The 14662-nt window shown below is 62.4% G+C and carries 15 protein-coding genes; 11 read left to right on the top strand and 4 right to left on the bottom strand.

Annotation, left to right across the window (positions count from 1 at the left end):
* Positions 1-114: 114 nt before the first annotated feature.
* From J8847_RS19495 to J8847_RS19480, 4 genes are read left to right on the top strand one after another with little or no spacing between them, the layout of a single operon-like run.
* A complete protein-coding gene (locus tag J8847_RS19495) occupies positions 115-606 on the top strand; it encodes a type II secretion system protein (RefSeq protein ID WP_211526374.1) in 492 nt (163 codons plus the stop codon).
* A 2-nt stretch (positions 607-608) separates the two neighbouring features.
* Complete coding sequence (locus tag J8847_RS19490; RefSeq protein ID WP_229513051.1) at positions 609-1007, top strand: type II secretion system protein; 399 nt, start codon at positions 609-611, stop codon at positions 1005-1007.
* A 2-nt stretch (positions 1008-1009) separates the two neighbouring features.
* Entirely contained in the window at positions 1010-1732 is a 723-nt protein-coding gene (locus tag J8847_RS19485) for a type II secretion system protein (protein WP_307727526.1), read from the top strand.
* 39 nt (positions 1733-1771) lie between these two features.
* Positions 1772-2257 (top strand): DUF2199 domain-containing protein, encoded by a 486-nt coding sequence (locus J8847_RS19480; protein ID WP_267876292.1) that lies wholly within the window; start codon positions 1772-1774, stop codon positions 2255-2257.
* A gap of 54 nt (positions 2258-2311) precedes the next feature.
* Here the strand turns inward: J8847_RS19480 and J8847_RS19475 are convergent, their stop codons facing one another.
* Positions 2312-3712, bottom strand: coding sequence for a PLP-dependent aminotransferase family protein (locus tag J8847_RS19475; RefSeq protein ID WP_211526370.1), 1401 nt, complete (start codon positions 3710-3712; stop codon positions 2312-2314).
* Positions 3713-3895: 183 nt separating this feature from the next.
* Here J8847_RS19475 and J8847_RS19470 point away from each other — a divergent pair, with 183 nt between their 5' ends.
* Entirely contained in the window at positions 3896-4138 is a 243-nt protein-coding gene (locus J8847_RS19470) for a hypothetical protein (protein WP_211526376.1), read from the top strand.
* 141 nt (positions 4139-4279) lie between these two features.
* Here J8847_RS19470 and murJ read toward each other — a convergent pair whose 3' ends face one another.
* Complete coding sequence (gene murJ, locus J8847_RS19465) at positions 4280-5830, bottom strand: murein biosynthesis integral membrane protein MurJ (protein WP_211526369.1); 1551 nt, start codon at positions 5828-5830, stop codon at positions 4280-4282.
* Between the two features lie 210 nt (positions 5831-6040).
* Between murJ and rpsT the strand changes: the two genes are divergently transcribed.
* Together rpsT and J8847_RS19455 are read left to right on the top strand one after the other, a co-directional pair.
* Positions 6041-6307, top strand: coding sequence for a 30S ribosomal protein S20 (gene rpsT / locus J8847_RS19460; protein ID WP_211520982.1), 267 nt, complete (start codon positions 6041-6043; stop codon positions 6305-6307).
* Between the two features lie 284 nt (positions 6308-6591).
* Positions 6592-8820 (top strand): NADP-dependent isocitrate dehydrogenase, encoded by a 2229-nt coding sequence (locus J8847_RS19455; RefSeq protein WP_211526368.1) that lies wholly within the window; start codon positions 6592-6594, stop codon positions 8818-8820.
* Positions 8821-8961: 141 nt separating this feature from the next.
* Here J8847_RS19455 and J8847_RS19450 read toward each other — a convergent pair whose 3' ends face one another.
* The gene (locus tag J8847_RS19450) at positions 8962-9519 is read right to left on the bottom strand and encodes a pseudouridine synthase (protein ID WP_211526367.1); all 558 of its coding nucleotides are present in this window, start codon (positions 9517-9519) and stop codon (positions 8962-8964) included.
* A 187-nt stretch (positions 9520-9706) separates the two neighbouring features.
* On the opposite strand from J8847_RS19450, the gene icd reads away from it, so the two are divergent.
* Positions 9707-10960 (top strand): NADP-dependent isocitrate dehydrogenase, encoded by a 1254-nt coding sequence (gene icd, locus J8847_RS19445; RefSeq protein ID WP_211526366.1) that lies wholly within the window; start codon positions 9707-9709, stop codon positions 10958-10960.
* Positions 10961-11047: 87 nt separating this feature from the next.
* On the top strand, positions 11048-11332 hold the full coding sequence (locus tag J8847_RS19440; RefSeq protein WP_211526365.1) for a hypothetical protein: 285 nt from the start codon (positions 11048-11050) through the stop codon (positions 11330-11332).
* Between the two features lie 86 nt (positions 11333-11418).
* On the opposite strand, the gene J8847_RS19435 is transcribed toward J8847_RS19440, so the two are convergent.
* Positions 11419-11622 (bottom strand): cold-shock protein, encoded by a 204-nt coding sequence (locus tag J8847_RS19435; RefSeq protein WP_078032457.1) that lies wholly within the window; start codon positions 11620-11622, stop codon positions 11419-11421.
* A 320-nt stretch (positions 11623-11942) separates the two neighbouring features.
* On the opposite strand from J8847_RS19435, the gene clpS reads away from it, so the two are divergent.
* A complete protein-coding gene (gene clpS, locus J8847_RS19430; RefSeq protein WP_020653505.1) occupies positions 11943-12245 on the top strand; it encodes an ATP-dependent Clp protease adapter ClpS in 303 nt (100 codons plus the stop codon).
* Positions 12242-14542, top strand: a complete 2301-nt coding sequence (clpA, locus tag J8847_RS19425; protein WP_211526364.1) for an ATP-dependent Clp protease ATP-binding subunit ClpA — start codon at positions 12242-12244, stop codon at positions 14540-14542. Before clpS ends, clpA begins: the two co-directional genes overlap by 4 nt.
* Positions 14543-14662: the final 120 nt, after the last annotated feature.

Raw genomic sequence — 14662 nt, 5'->3', positions numbered from 1 at the left:
TTCCAGCCCGCCGGGCGCTGCGCCTGCTCCCGCTCCCGCTCCCGCCAACGTCCAGGTGACGCCGGTCGCGCCGCCGCCGCCCGCAACCCCGCCAGCCACGCCGCCGACCCAGCCATGAATGCGTTTTGCGGCCCGGCCCCGCGCCGCGGCTTCACCCTGATCGAGCTGCTGGTGACCCTGGCGATCCTGGCGCTGCTGGGCACCCTGGTGATGCCTGTGGCGCAGGTGACGGCCCAGCGCCGCGACGAGCAGGAACTGCGGCGCGCGCTGCGCGAGATCCGCGCCGGCATCGACGCCTACAAGAAGGCCAGCGACGAGGGCAGGGTGGCCAAGGCCGCCGGCGCCACCGGCTATCCGCCGCGCCTGGAAGTGCTGGTGGAGGGCGTGCGCGACTTGCGCAGCCCAAAGCAGGCCAGGATCTACTTCATGCGGCGCCTGCCGCGCGATCCCTTCAATCCGGATCCGGAGCTGAGCGAAGCCGCCACCTGGGGCAAGCGCAGCTACGCCAGCGAACCGAACGAGCCGCGCGAAGGCGACGACGTCTACGATGTGTTCTCGCTGTCGCAGAAAGAGGGATTGAACGGCGTCCCCTACAACAAATGGTGAACATGATGAATCGCGTCCGCCGCTGTTTCTCCCAGCATCGCGGCTTCACCCTGATCGAGCTGCTGATCGTGCTGGGCATCGTCGCGCTGCTGCTGACCCTGGCCGTGCCGCGCTTCTTCCCCAGCGTGGACAAGTCCAAGGAAACCATCCTGCTTGAAAACCTGCGCAACACGCGCATCGTGATCGACCAGTACCGTGGCGACAACGGGCGCTATCCTGATTCGCTGGAGCAGCTGGTCGAGAAAAAATACTTGCGCGAGATTCCGTACGACCCGATCACGGAGAGCCGCGAGACCTGGGTCGTCGTGCCGCCCGAGGAAGGGGAGCAGGGCGAACTGTATAACCTGCACAGCGGCGCGCCCGGCAACGACCGCAACGGGCGTCCTTACGCGGAATGGTAAGCATGCGCGAGCGGCAGGGCGGGTTCACCTACCTTGGGCTGGTGATCTTCGTGGCCATCATCGGCATGGTCGGCGCGGCCACGCTCAAGATCGGCTCCCTGCTGCAGCGCGCGGCCGCCGAAGAGGAACTGCTGGAGATCGGCGCCGCCTTCGGCGCGGCCTTGCAGAGCTATGCCGCCGCCACGCCGCGCGGGATGCCGCCGCAGCCGCCGACCCTGCAGGAACTGCTCAAGGACCCGCGCTTTCCCGGCGTGCGCAGGCACCTGCGCAAGATCTTCGTCGACCCCATGACCGGTAAGGCAGATTGGGGCATCGTGTACCTGGGCGACCAGAAAGGTGTCGTTGCCGTCTATAGCCTGTCGACTGCGAAGCCGCTCAAGATCGCCAATTTCGACGGCCGTTTCCAGAATTTCGAGAACAAGGAAAAGATCTCGGACTGGAAGTTCATGGCCAGTGGGCAGGGCTTGCTGATGCCGGGTGTGCAGAATGCTCCCGGGACGCCCGTGCCGCCCCCGACGCCGGCTCCGCCGGCGGTGCCTGCGCCGGCACCGGTGCCTGCACCGGCCGGACCGCCGGCTGCTCCACCGCCTGCCGAGGACCCGCCGGCAGAGCCGCCGCCGGAACCGCAGCAGGAGCAGCCTCAGGACGCGCCGCAGGAACCGCCACAAGAACCGCCACAGGAACCGCAAGAAATACCGCAAGAGGGACAGCCGGCGCGGCGCTAGCGGGTGCTCGATGTATCGATCTTATGAGGGAGTTTTACCTTGATTTGTGCAAAATGTGGCATGGAGCACCCGCTGGAGGAAATGGAGCTGACGTTCCGCCGGCCCGACGATGCGGCCAAACTGTCCGAAGAAGAGCGCTTGCGCCTCCTTCGGGACAACAGCGATCTTTGCATCATCGGGGAAGAGCGGTTTTTCATCCGGGCAGTGCTGCCTTTGCCGGTCGAATCCCGTGAAGACCCGTACTGCATCGGCTTATGGGTGGAAGTCAGCCAGGCCGCGTTTGACCGGATCTACGACCTGTGGGAGTCCGAAGACCAAGGCCTCGAACCGCCTTTCGCTGTGCGCATCGCCAACGAGATCCCGACGGCCGCCGGCTCGCTCGGCCTGGATGCGGAGCTGCGCTCGTCTGGGCCGACGGTCAGGCCCAGGGTGTTCCTCAAGCCGACCAGCCATCAGCTCTATGCCGAACAGGCACGCGGAATCGATGTGCATCGCGTGGCCGAATTCACGGCGCTCTTCGCTTAGCTGTCAATGTGCATCGAGAGAACAGCCGAACGAAACACAGTGTTTCCTGGATAGCTAAACCACAGCAGCACTGAAGGACTCGGGCCGCCGCGCAAGCAGATGAGACAGCCGTTGAAGCCCCGCCTGCAAGCGTCCACGATCCTTGATGCTACCCAATGAGATCCGAATCGCATTCACGGATTCGCTGCCTGTCGCGAATGCCTCCGCCGGCGTGACTACGATCCCTTCGCTGTCGGCTGCGCGCGCAAGCTGCGAGGAATTCCAATACGCCGGCAACTCGAGCCATACATGCAGTCCGTCTCCGGCGCCGCTGTACCGCCCCGCCAGGATATCCCGGGCCATCCGGTGGCGCAGGCGCGCCTCCTTGCGTACGCCTTTCATCAATTCTCCGGCCGAACCGTCGACGATCCACTGAGTAGCCAGTGCGGCCGTCAAAGGAGCGGCCATTAGCGCAAACGATCTTAGCGCGGCCAGGAAACGTTCGCGTTCCTGCGGATTGGGCAGGAAAACAAAGGCGACACGCAAACCGGGCGTCAGGCATTTCGACAGGGTCGAAATGTAATACACCTGTTCCGGGGCGAACGTGGCAATAGGCGGTGGTGGGGAATCGGCAAGGAGCCAGTATGGATCGTCCTCGACGATGCGCACATTGCAGCGCTTCGCGATGCCGGCGAGTTCCTTGCGCCGGCGCTCCGGAATGGTGATGGCGGTCGGGTTCTGTAATGTCGGATTGAGGTAGACCAGCCCAGGCTTGTGCTGGCGGCACGCTTCCTCGAGCATCTCGGGCACCATCCCGTGCTTGTCCGCTTCCACCACCATGATGCGCCGGCCGAATTGGGTCGCTGCGGTACGCAAGCCCGGATAAGTCGTCGGCTCTGCCAGGATGATATCTCCAGGCTCGGTCAGTGCAAGGATCAATGCGGCGATCGCCGCTTGCGCACCCGGACAGACCACAAGCTGTCCGGAATCCGGATGGCCAAACATCGGTGCGAGCCATTTGGCTGCAGCCTTGCGGTCGGAGTCGCTCCCGCCGCCCAGGTGGTAAGTCATCAGCAATGCATTGTCTGCCCTCATCAGTACTTGAGACAAACCTTGTTTCAACATGTCGTCGAAGTCCACGCCATCCGGCGGTGGCGGGGTATTCATGCTCAGGTCGAGGATCGCGTTCAATTCGACTTTCGGCGCCGCGACATACGTCCCGCGAGCGCCGCGACCTTCCAACAGGTTGCGGCGCCTGGCTTCGTCGTATGCGCGCGTGACCGTCGTCAGGTCGACGTGCAGCTGTGCCGCCAACTGGCGCTGTGGAGGCAGACGATCGCCCGGTTTCAGCGATCCGTCTTCCACCGCCGCCTGCAACGCATCCGCGATCTGCAAAAAACGTGGCCCGCCTTGCACGGCCAATCGCGGCAACCAGATCGGCAAAACCTCGTCTTGTATGGTTTTCAACTGGGACATTTTGTCTCAATGTATGGAAATTGCTTTTACGTAGAATGCCCCAGAACATGTAGCAACACCACTTTGCTGGCAGCTGTCGAGGTTTTCTCCTCTCATCTGCATGCGACAAACCTGGTTCCAAACTCGTTCGTCGTGGTCCTCAGGATAGATAGTATTAAGTAACAACCGGGAAATACTGAAATGATGGATTGGTTCCCTATAGTCTTCTTTACGTTCAAGGTTCTTGTGTTAGCCACGGGCATGTTCTTCGCTGTCAAGTGGCATTACGATCAAGGGAAGAAGGAGAAGAAGATCGAGGAAGAGAAGCGCGCGGTGTTGCGCGCGGCCGGCAAGGCGGCCGCACTCTTTGTGGTGTCGCTGCTCGGCCTGGCGCTTGTCACCTTCGTCCTTCTCAGCAGGCTTAGTTTGGACATGAGCCTGCCTTGATGGCAAAGCATCGTCGGCCGATATCGAGTGATACGGCCGTGATTCCCCGTGCGGCAATTGGTCGCGTCGGCAGGAGGGCCAGGGTTCGCTTTTGAATGTATGGCGCCCTTCTGATCGCGCCACATCAGCCTCTTGTGCCGATCAACCGGCGCGGCGCTTGAAGTCGCGCGGGCGGAAACCCAGCGCCACCAGCACGCCGAAGTAAGCGACGCCTGCGGCGCCGATGATGGCGACCAGCGCGCCTGCGCGCAGCAGCGGCGTCGCCCGCATCGCAACCCAGTCGAACTGCGCCTGGCCGAACCACGACACCGCGCCCATCACCGTCACGGCCACCACCAGCTTGAAGAAGAACTTTCTCCAGCCCGGCTGCGGCACATAGATCTCGCGCTTGCGCAGGCCGCTGTACAGGAAGGCCGCGTTGAGGCAGGCGCCGGCGCCGATCGACAGCGCCAGGCCGGCCACGCCGAACAGCGGCACGAACACCAGGTTCATCAGCTGGGTCGCCACCAGCACGCCCACCGCGATGCGCACCGGTGTGCGCACGTCCTGGCGCGCGAAGAAGGCCGGGGCCAGGGTCTTGACCAGGATGAAGCCGAGCAGCCCCGCGCTGTAGGCCATCAGCGGCATCGACGAAGCGGCAACGTCGGCGTTGTCGAAATTCCCATAGTGGAAGAGGGTGGCGATCATCGGCGTCGCCAGGGTTGCCATGCCCACCGCGGCGGGAATCGCGAGCAGGAAGGTCAGGCGCAGGCCCCAGTCCAGCAGGGACGAGTATTCCTCGGTGTTGCCTTCGGTATTCGCCTTCGCCAGGCCCGGCAGCAGGATGGTGCCCAGGGCCACGCCCAGCAGGGCGGTCGGCAGTTCCATCAGGCGGTCCGCGTACTGCAGCGCGGTGACGGCGCCGGCGGCGATGCCGGCGGCGATCGTGGTATTGATCAGGAGGCTGATCTGGGCGGCGGCAACGGAGAACACGGCGGGCCCCATCTTGCTGAGCATGCGGCGCACGCCGGCGTCGCGCAGGCCGGTTAGCGGGTTGAGCGACAGGCGCGGCAGCATGGCGAGCTTCTTCAAGGACGGGATCTGGAGCGCGACCTGGGCCAGGCCGCCGATGCAGACGCCCACGGCCATCGCATAGATCGGCTGTTCGAACCAGTCCGCCATGACCACGGCGGCGAAGATGAACGACAGGTTCAGCAGCACCGGCGTGAAGGCCGGGATCTTGAACTGGCGCCAGGTATTCAGCACGCCGCTCGACAGCGCGACGAAGGACATGCAGGCGATGTAGGGGAACATCAATTGCGTCATGAACACCGAAGCTTCGAAGGCTTCCGGCTCGCGCTGCAGGCCCCCACCGATCAGGAGGATCAGGATGGGCGCGGCGATGATCCCGAGCAGGCTGGTCAGCATGGTCGCCCAGATCAGCACGGTCGCCACATGGTCGACCAGGGTCTTGGTCGCCTCCTGGCCGTGCTTAGTCTTGTACTCGGTGAGAATCGGGACGAAGGCCTGCGAGAACGCGCCCTCGGCGAACAGGCGCCGCAACAGGTTGGGCAGGCGGAAGGCGATGTTGAAGGCGTCGGTGTAGTTCGAGGCGCCGAAGGCGGCCGCGAACAGGCTTTCGCGCAGCAGGCCCGTGATGCGGGACACCATGGTCATGCTGGAAATAGCGGCGAGAGTTCTGAGCAGGTTCATGGGCCGACATTATACTGGGGCAACAACGCGCGCACGCCCAGAAATCGGCTGAAAGTGAATTATGAATTGCCCTGACATGAATCTTTCGCTATAATCGTGGGCTGTACTGAATTCTGTTGGCAGACACTAATCGTTGGGCAGGCACGGAAGAGCGCCGGTTTCACTCGCTAATGTTTGCAAACGCAACTTGACCCCGATTTAGGAAATTCCATGGCAAATACCGCACAAGCGCGCAAACGCGCTCGTCAAGCAGTTAAGCAAAACGCGCACAACTCGGCACAGCGTTCGACCCTGCGCACCGCAATCAAGGCAGTTCGCAAGGCCATCCAGGCTGGCGACAAGGCCGCTGCAACCACCATCTTCCAGCAGTCCGTGTCGACCATCGACAGCATCGCTGACAAGAAGATCATCCACAAGAACAAGGCAGCGCGCCACAAGAGCCGCCTGGCTGCCGCCATCAAGGCACTGTCGGCCTAACAACCGCGTGCGCGCGGCCTAGGCCGCGCTGGCAAGTTCTGTGCAGTAGAAAGACCCGCCCGACCATTGGTCCCGGCGGGTTTTTTTGCTTGGCGCGGCCACTGTCGAGCTCGCGTTGCCGGTGCGCCCTGGCGGAAGGCATATCGTCTAAAACCATGGCGCACAGTAAAATACTGGTGCATAATGTGAAACGCCCGTCTTATGTCTTATAGAAGACTTGAGCATCACGAGAAGCACCAAATTTACATAGCGTGTCATCCACGCGAGCATCGAGGAAAAAGCGTATGAGCGATCCGACCATCATCTACACCCTGACCGACGAGGCGCCCCTGCTGGCGACCCACGCCTTCCTGCCTGTCGTCAGCACCTTCACCAAGCCGGCCGGCATCAAGGTCGAACAGAGCGACATCTCGGTCGCCGCCCGTATCCTGGCGAACTTCCCGGAATACCTGACCGAAGAGCAGCGCGTTCCCGATGCGCTGGCCGAGCTGGGCAAGAAGACCCTGGAGCCGGATGCGAACATCATCAAGCTGCCGAACATTTCCGCTTCGGTCGGCCAGCTGAACGCCGCGATCAAGGAACTGCAGGGCAAGGGCTACAAGCTGCCCGACTACCCGGCCGATCCGAAGACCGACGAAGAGAAGGCCATCAAGGCCAAGTACGCCAAGTGCATCGGTTCGTCCGTGAACCCGGTCCTGCGCGAAGGTAACTCGGACCGCCGCGCACCGAAGGCCGTCAAGGAATACGCACGCAAGAACCCGCACTCGATGGGCGAATGGTCGCAGGCGTCGCGCACCCACGTGTCGCACATGACCCACGGCGACTTCTACCACGGCGAAAAGTCGATGACCGTGAACGGCGCCCGTGACGTCAAGATGGAACTGATCACCAAGAGCGGCCAGGCGATCGTGCTGAAGCCGAAGGTCGCGCTGCAGGATGGCGAGATCATCGACTCGATGTTCATGAGCCGCAAGGCCCTGCTCGAGTTCTACGAGAAGCAGATCGAAGACGCGAAGAACACCGGCATCCTGTTCTCGCTGCACGTCAAGGCGACCATGATGAAGGTCTCGCACCCGATCGTGTTCGGCCACTGCGTGCGCATGTTCTACAAGGAGGCCTTCGAGAAGCACGGCGCCCTGTTCGACAGCCTCGGCATCAACGTCAACAACGGCATGGCCGATCTGTACAACAAGATCGCCGGCCTGCCGGCCTCGCAGCGCGAAGAGATCGAGCGCGACCTGCACGCCTGCCAGGAACACCGTCCGCCGCTGGCCATGGTCGACTCGGCTAAGGGCATCACCAACTTCCACTCGCCGAACGACGTCATCGTCGACGCGTCGATGCCGGCCATGATCCGCGCCGGCGGCAAGATGTACGGCGCCGACGGCCGCCTGAAGGAAGTCAAGGCAGTCATTCCGGAATCGACCTTCGCCCGCATCTACCAGGAAGTCATCAACTTCTGCAAATGGCACGGCGCCTTCGATCCGAAGACCATGGGCACCGTCCCGAACGTGGGCCTGATGGCGCAGCAGGCCGAGGAATACGGCTCGCACGACAAGACCTTCGAAGTGCCGGAAGACGGCGTGGCCAACATCACCGACATCGCCACCGGCGAAGTCCTGATGAGCCAGAACGTGGAGAAGGGCGACATCTGGCGCATGTGCCAGGTGAAGGACGCGCCGATCCGCGACTGGGTCAAGCTGGCGGTCACCCGCGCGCGCAACTCGGGCATGCCGGCCGTGTTCTGGCTCGACCCGTACCGTCCGCACGAGAATGAACTGATCAAGAAGGTCAAGACCTACCTGAAGGATCACGACACCACCGGCCTGGACATCCAGATCATGTCGCAGGTGCGTGCGATGCGCTACACGCTGGAGCGCGTCAGCCGCGGCCTGGACACCATCTCGGTGACCGGCAACATCCTGCGCGACTACCTGACCGACCTGTTCCCGATCCTGGAACTGGGCACCAGCGCCAAGATGCTGTCGATCGTTCCGCTGATGGCGGGCGGAGGCATGTACGAAACCGGCGCCGGCGGTTCGGCTCCGAAGCACGTGCAGCAGCTGGTCGAAGAGAACCACCTGCGCTGGGATTCGCTGGGCGAATTCCTGGCGCTGGCGGTGTCGCTGGAAGACCTCGGCCTGAAGACCGGCAACAACAAGGCCAAGGTGCTGGCCAAGACGCTGGACGCGGCCACCGGCAAGCTGCTGGACAACCGCAAGTCGCCGTCGCCGAAGACCGGTGAACTCGACAACCGCGGCAGCCAGTTCTACCTGTCGATGTACTGGGCCCAGGAACTGGCGGCGCAGAGCGAAGACGCCGGCCTGGCAGCCACCTTCGCTCCGCTGGCCAAGACCCTGGCCGAGAACGAAGCCAAGATCGTCGCCGAACTGCTGGAAGTGCAGGGCAAGCCGGTTGATATCGGCGGCTACTACAAGGCCGACGACGCCAAGGTCAAGGCGGTGATGCGTCCGAGCGCGACCTTCAACGCGGCGCTGGAATTGCTGGCGTAATCGTCCCTAGGTAGTACCAAATGAAAACCGCCGGCTCTTGGGCCGGCGGTTTTTTTATTTCCAGTGCTGCTCATGCAAACTTGGGCGGAACAATGCCACTGGCATTGTTCCGCCCAAGTTAGCGCGCAGGCCACGAACCGCTTACCGCAACGCGGCCGCCTGCACCTCAACATACTCCCCCGGCATCAACGGATGCGTCGCCAGCGAAAACGGCCCGATACTGCTGCGCACCAGCCGCAAAGTAGGCAAGCCCACCGCCGCCGTCATCCTCCTGACCTGCCGGTTCTTGCCTTCCTCGAGCGTGATCGCGATCCAGCTGGTCGGCTTGTCGGCGCGCGCGCGGATCGGCGGATTGCGCGGCCACAGCCAGCCCGGCTCCTCGATGCGCACCGCGCGGCAGGGCTTGGTGACGAAGTCGCCCAGGTCGAGCGGCGCCTGCAGGCGCGCCAGCGCGGCCGCGTCCACCACGCCGTCCACCTGCACCAGGTAGGTCTTGGCTTCCTTGTGATCCGGGTGCGCGATCTTATGTTGCAGCTTGCCGTCGTCGGTCAGCAGCATCAGGCCTTCGCTGTCCGCGTCCAGCCGCCCGGCGGGGTAGATGCCGGGGATCTTCAGGTAGTCGGCCAGCGATTCGCGGCCCTCCTGCGGACTGAACTGGCAAAGGACTTGGAAGGGTTTATTAAAAAGGATCAGGGCCATGTCGAACGGGTGAAACTAGAATCAGGGGCCGCCGGGGCGGAAAGTGCTTGGGTGCTTGCGTGGCATCCGGCAAAATACTGGTGCATAATGCAAGACGCCACATCCATGTCTTATACAAGACTAGCAGCTTCACCATTGTAATTCAGATCGCATGCCACGCCCGCATGTGGCTACTTGGGAGAACACGATGTACCAACATATCAAGGTCCCGGCCGACGGCCAGAAAATCACCGTCAACGCCGATTTCTCGCTCACCGTTCCGAACACCCCGGTCATTCCCTATATCGAAGGCGACGGCACCGGCGTCGACATCACCCCGGTGATGATCAAGGTGGTCGACGCAGCCGTGGCCAAGGCCTACGGCGGCCAGCGCAAGATCAGCTGGATGGAAATCTTCGCCGGCGAGAAGTCGACCCAGGTCTACGGCCCCGACGTCTGGCTCCCATCCGAAACCCTGGACGTGCTGAAGGACTATGTGGTCTCGATCAAGGGCCCGCTGACCACGCCGGTAGGCGGCGGCATCCGCTCGCTCAACGTGGCGCTGCGCCAGGAACTCGACCTGTATGTTTGCCTGCGCCCGGTGCGTTACTTCAAGGGCGTGCCTTCGCCGCTGAAGGAACCGGAAAAGACCGACATGGTGATCTTCCGCGAGAACTCCGAAGATATCTACGCCGGCATCGAATGGGCCGAAGGCTCGGAGGGCGCGAAGAAGGTCATCGAATTCCTGACCAAGGAAATGGGCGTCAAGAAGATCCGCTTCCCGGAAACCTCGGGCATCGGCGTCAAGCCGGTCTCGCGCGAAGGCACCGAGCGCCTGGTGCGCAAGGCGATCCAGTACGCGATCGACAACGACAAGCCCTCCGTGACCATCGTCCACAAGGGCAACATCATGAAGTACACCGAAGGCGGCTTCCGTGACTGGGGCTACGCGCTCGCCCAGAAAGAATTCGGCGCCGAGCTGATCGACGGCGGCCCATGGTGCAAGTTCAAGAATCCGAAGACCGGCCGCGACATCACGGTCAAGGATTCGATCGCCGACGCCTTCCTGCAGCAGATCCTGCTGCGCCCGGCGGAGTACAGCGTGATCGCCACCCTGAACCTGAACGGCGACTACGTCTCGGACGCGCTGGCGGCCCAGGTCGGCGGCATCGGCATCGCGCCGGGCGCCAACATGTCGGACTCGGTGGCGATGTTCGAAGCCACCCACGGCACCGCGCCGAAGTACGCGGGCAAGGACTATGTGAACCCGGGTTCGCTGATCCTGTCGGCCGAGATGATGCTGCGCCATATGGGCTGGCTTGAGGCCGCCGACCTGATCATCAGCTCGATGGAAAAGGCGATCACTTCCAAGAAGGTCACCTACGACTTCGCGCGCCTGATGGAGGGCGCGACCCAGGTCTCGTGTTCCGGCTTCGGCGAGGTGATGATCGAGCACATGTAAGCAGGCGACAGCGCTTCGCCGCTTCGGATAGGATGAAAGCCCCGGCCTTGCAAGAGGCGGGGCTTTTTACTTGGTGCGGAGGCCGGCATGCATGCAGCGGGGCGGGCGCAGGCGGAGCGGATCGGCAGGCTCGTGTACGCCCAGGTGCGCGGCGACTGGCTGGTCGGCGAAGCGGCGCGGCTGGCGGCTGCGGCGCCGGGCCCGGAACTCGACTTGCTCGTGGCGCGGGGCAGGGCGCTCGGCGCGCACTGCCAGTTGCTGTCCGGGCTGTTTCCCGATCCGCCGGCCGACGACACCGAGGCGGCCACGGCCGGGCTAATTGCGCTGAACGAGGAAATCCACCGCTATCTATATAGGGCGGGCTGGCTGTGAAGGCGCGCGGGGAAGCAGTGACCGGCTTGCGGAGGGCGAAAAAAAACCCCGCTTGCGCGGGGTCTTTTGCTTCCGGGGGAGAGGTATTACACGCCCTGGATGTTGGAAGCTTGCTTGCCTTTCGGGCCTTGCGTGACTTCGAATTGGACTTTCTGACCTTCTTTGAGGGTCTTAAAACCGGTCATATTGATTGCGGAGAAGTGTGCGAACAGATCCTCGCCGCCGTCATCAGGAGTGATGAAGCCAAAACCTTTGGAATCATTGAACCACTTAACAGTACCAGTTGCCATAAAAGAAACTTTCAATTAAAAACATATCACACGAGCCATAAAAGCAAGAAGCTTCTTGCCCCCTCCTCAGCCTGCTCACTTCTTATCAACAAGTACATAAGTACAATGTCAATAACTGCATTGTTGGTGGAATAATCACTGAAGTCAAGCGGTTTTGCGCCTCCGTTGTCAAATTTGTCACACCGACCTCAACAGGGCACTTGATTTCCCCAATTGGATCGCCATCTGCGCAAAGAACGGAAACCAAGTAACATGGAAGCACATGAAAACGAGCTGATGTTTATGCTTGGCACTATTCCTGAAAGCATTAGAATACCCCCATGGCAACGAAGCACGACACTGAACAACTACTGGAGCGGCAGACCGTCAAACCACCACCTTTGTACCAGGTGGCGCTGCTGAACGATGACTACACGCCGATGGAATTCGTGGTCGCGGTCATCCAGGAGTACTTCAACAAGGATCGCGAAACGGCGACGCAGATCATGCTTTCCGTGCACCGGCATGGTAAGGGGGTGTGCGGCGTGTTTTCCAAAGATATAGCGTGTACCAAAGTGGAGTTTGTCTTAACGCATGCGCGTAAGGCGGGGCATCCCCTGCAATGCGTGATGGAGGAAGTATGATTGCGCAGGAACTTGAAGTATCTCTACACATGGCCTTTGTCGAAGCACGGCAGGCACGGCACGAGTTTATTACCGTGGAGCATCTGCTGCTGGCGCTCCTCGACAATCCGTCGGCCGCCGAAGTCCTGCGTGCGTGCGCTGTCAATATTGAAGACTTGCGCAAGACCCTGACTAATTTTATTGGTGACAACACCCCGACCGTACCCGGAACGGGCGAAGTCGACACCCAGCCGACGCTCGGCTTCCAGCGCGTGATCCAGCGCGCGATCATGCACGTGCAGTCGGCCTCGAACGGCAAGAAGGAAGTGACCGGCGCCAACGTGCTGGTCGCGATCTTCGGCGAGAAGGATTCGCATGCTGTTTACTACCTGCACCAGCAGGGCGTGACCCGCCTGGATGTGGTCAACTTCATCTCGCACGGCGTCCGCAAGGACCAGCAGATGGACACCCAGAAGGCGTCCGAAGGCGTGGAAGAAGCGCAGGTCGAGGGCCAGACCAAGGAAAGCCCGCTCGACCAGTTCACCCAGAACCTCAACAAGTCGGCTGCGGACGGCAAGATCGATCCGCTGATCGGCCGCGAGGAAGAAGTGGACCGCGTGATCCAGATCCTGTGCCGCCGCCGCAAGAACAACCCGCTGCTGGTGGGCGAGGCCGGTGTCGGCAAGACCGCCATCGCGGAAGGCCTGGCATGGCGCATCGTCCAGGAGGACGTGCCCGAGATCCTGCAGAACGCCGTCGTGTACTCGCTCGACATGGGCGCGCTGCTGGCCGGCACCAAGTACCGCGGCGATTTCGAGCAGCGCCTGAAGGCCGTGCTCAAGCAGATCAAGGACACCCCGAACGGCATCCTGTTCATCGACGAGATCCACACGATCATCGGCGCCGGTTCGGCATCGGGCGGCACGCTCGACGCGTCGAACCTGCTCAAGCCGGCCCTGGCCAACGGCCAGCTCAAGTGCATCGGCGCGACCACGTTCACGGAATTCCGCGGCGTGTTCGAGAAGGATCATGCGCTGAGCCGCCGCTTCCAGAAGGTGGACGTGAACGAGCCGTCGGTCGAGCAGACCGTGGCGATCCTGCGCGGCCTGAAGTCGCGTTTCGAAGAGCACCATGGCGTCAAGTATTCCGCCTCGGCGCTGTCGACCGCGGCCGAGCTGGCGGCGCGCTTCATCAATGACCGTCACCTGCCCGACAAGGCGATCGACGTGATCGACGAAGCGGGCGCGGCCCAGCGCATCCTGCCGAAGTCGAAGCAGAAGAAGACCATCGGCAAGACCGAGATCGAGGACATCATCGCCAAGATCGCGCGGATTCCCCCGCAGACGGTCAACCAGGACGACCGCAGCAAGCTGCAGACCATCGACCGCGACCTGCGCAACGTGGTGTTCGGCCAGGACCCGGCGATCGAAGCGCTGGCCTCCGCCATCAAGATGGCGCGCGCCGGACTGGGCAAGACGGACAAGCCGATCGGCTCCTTCCTGTTCTCCGGCCCGACCGGCGTCGGCAAGACGGAAGTCGCCAAGCAGCTGGCCTTCATCCTGGGCATCGAGCTGGTGCGTTTCGACATGTCGGAATACATGGAGCGCCACGCGGTGTCGCGCCTGATCGGTGCGCCGCCGGGCTACGTCGGCTTCGACCAGGGCGGCCTGCTGACCGAGGCCATCACCAAGAAGCCGCACGCGGTGCTGCTGCTGGACGAGATTGAAAAAGCCCACCCGGACATTTTCAATATCCTGCTGCAGGTGATGGACCATGGCACCCTGACCGACAACAACGGCCGCAAGGCGGACTTCCGCAACGTGATCATCATCATGACCACGAATGCGGGCGCCGAGAGCCTGACCAAGCGCTCGGTGGGCTTCGTGGATTCGAAGGCGCAGGGCGACGAGATGGCCGACATCAAGCGCATGTTCACGCCGGAGTTCCGCAACCGCCTGGATGCGATCATCAGCTTCCGCGCGCTGGACGAGGACATCATCTTGCGCGTCGTGGACAAGTTCCTGATGCAGCTGGAAGAGCAGCTGCACGAGAAGAAGGTGGAAGCCGTGTTCACCGAGAAGCTGCGCAAGTTCCTCGGCAAGAAGGGCTTCGACCCGCTCATGGGCGCCCGTCCGATGTCGCGCCTGATCCAGGACATGATCCGCAAGGCCCTGGCCGACGAGCTGCTGTTCGGCCGCCTGGTCAACGGCGGACGCGTGACCGTGGACCTGAACGAGAAGGACGATGTGGTGCTCGAGTTCCCGGAAGGGGACGTGCTGCCGCCGCCGGCTCCGGCGGAGACGGTCGAGATCGAGTAACTTTGGTCTCAACAAAGAACCGCGCTTCGGCGCGGTTTTTTTCGTCTGTCGTTTGGGGGCATGAACATATTGTGGCGTTGCTACGAACTTGGGTTCCGGCCGAGGGGGACGCACACCAGA

It is taken from the genome of Massilia sp. AB1, from assembly GCF_018119385.1.
Taxonomy (GTDB): Bacteria; Pseudomonadota; Gammaproteobacteria; order Burkholderiales; family Burkholderiaceae_D; genus Telluria.
The sequence above is the reverse complement of the archived record's forward strand: the minus strand, read 5'-3'. Positions and strand labels throughout refer to the sequence as shown.

Excerpts from the sequence above, each read along its gene's own strand:
- J8847_RS19495 (WP_211526374.1), top strand. The coding sequence starts at position 115 with ATGAATGCGTTTTGCGGCCCGGCCCCGCGCCGCGGCTTCACCCTGATC.
- J8847_RS19490 (WP_229513051.1), top strand. The coding sequence starts at position 609 with ATGATGAATCGCGTCCGCCGCTGTTTCTCCCAGCATCGCGGCTTCACC.
- J8847_RS19485 (WP_307727526.1), top strand. The coding sequence starts at position 1,010 with ATGCGCGAGCGGCAGGGCGGGTTCACCTACCTTGGGCTGGTGATCTTC.
- J8847_RS19475 (WP_211526370.1), bottom strand. The coding sequence starts at position 3,712 with ATGTCCCAGTTGAAAACCATACAAGACGAGGTTTTGCCGATCTGGTTG.
- J8847_RS19470 (WP_211526376.1), top strand. The coding sequence starts at position 3,896 with ATGGATTGGTTCCCTATAGTCTTCTTTACGTTCAAGGTTCTTGTGTTA.
- murJ (WP_211526369.1), bottom strand. The coding sequence starts at position 5,830 with ATGAACCTGCTCAGAACTCTCGCCGCTATTTCCAGCATGACCATGGTG.
- rpsT (WP_211520982.1), top strand. The coding sequence starts at position 6,041 with ATGGCAAATACCGCACAAGCGCGCAAACGCGCTCGTCAAGCAGTTAAG.
- J8847_RS19455 (WP_211526368.1), top strand. The coding sequence starts at position 6,592 with ATGAGCGATCCGACCATCATCTACACCCTGACCGACGAGGCGCCCCTG.
- J8847_RS19450 (WP_211526367.1), bottom strand. The coding sequence starts at position 9,519 with ATGGCCCTGATCCTTTTTAATAAACCCTTCCAAGTCCTTTGCCAGTTC.
- icd (WP_211526366.1), top strand. The coding sequence starts at position 9,707 with ATGTACCAACATATCAAGGTCCCGGCCGACGGCCAGAAAATCACCGTC.
- J8847_RS19440 (WP_211526365.1), top strand. The coding sequence starts at position 11,048 with ATGCATGCAGCGGGGCGGGCGCAGGCGGAGCGGATCGGCAGGCTCGTG.
- J8847_RS19435 (WP_078032457.1), bottom strand. The coding sequence starts at position 11,622 with ATGGCAACTGGTACTGTTAAGTGGTTCAATGATTCCAAAGGTTTTGGC.
- clpS (WP_020653505.1), top strand. The coding sequence starts at position 11,943 with ATGGCAACGAAGCACGACACTGAACAACTACTGGAGCGGCAGACCGTC.
- clpA (WP_211526364.1), top strand. The coding sequence starts at position 12,242 with ATGATTGCGCAGGAACTTGAAGTATCTCTACACATGGCCTTTGTCGAA.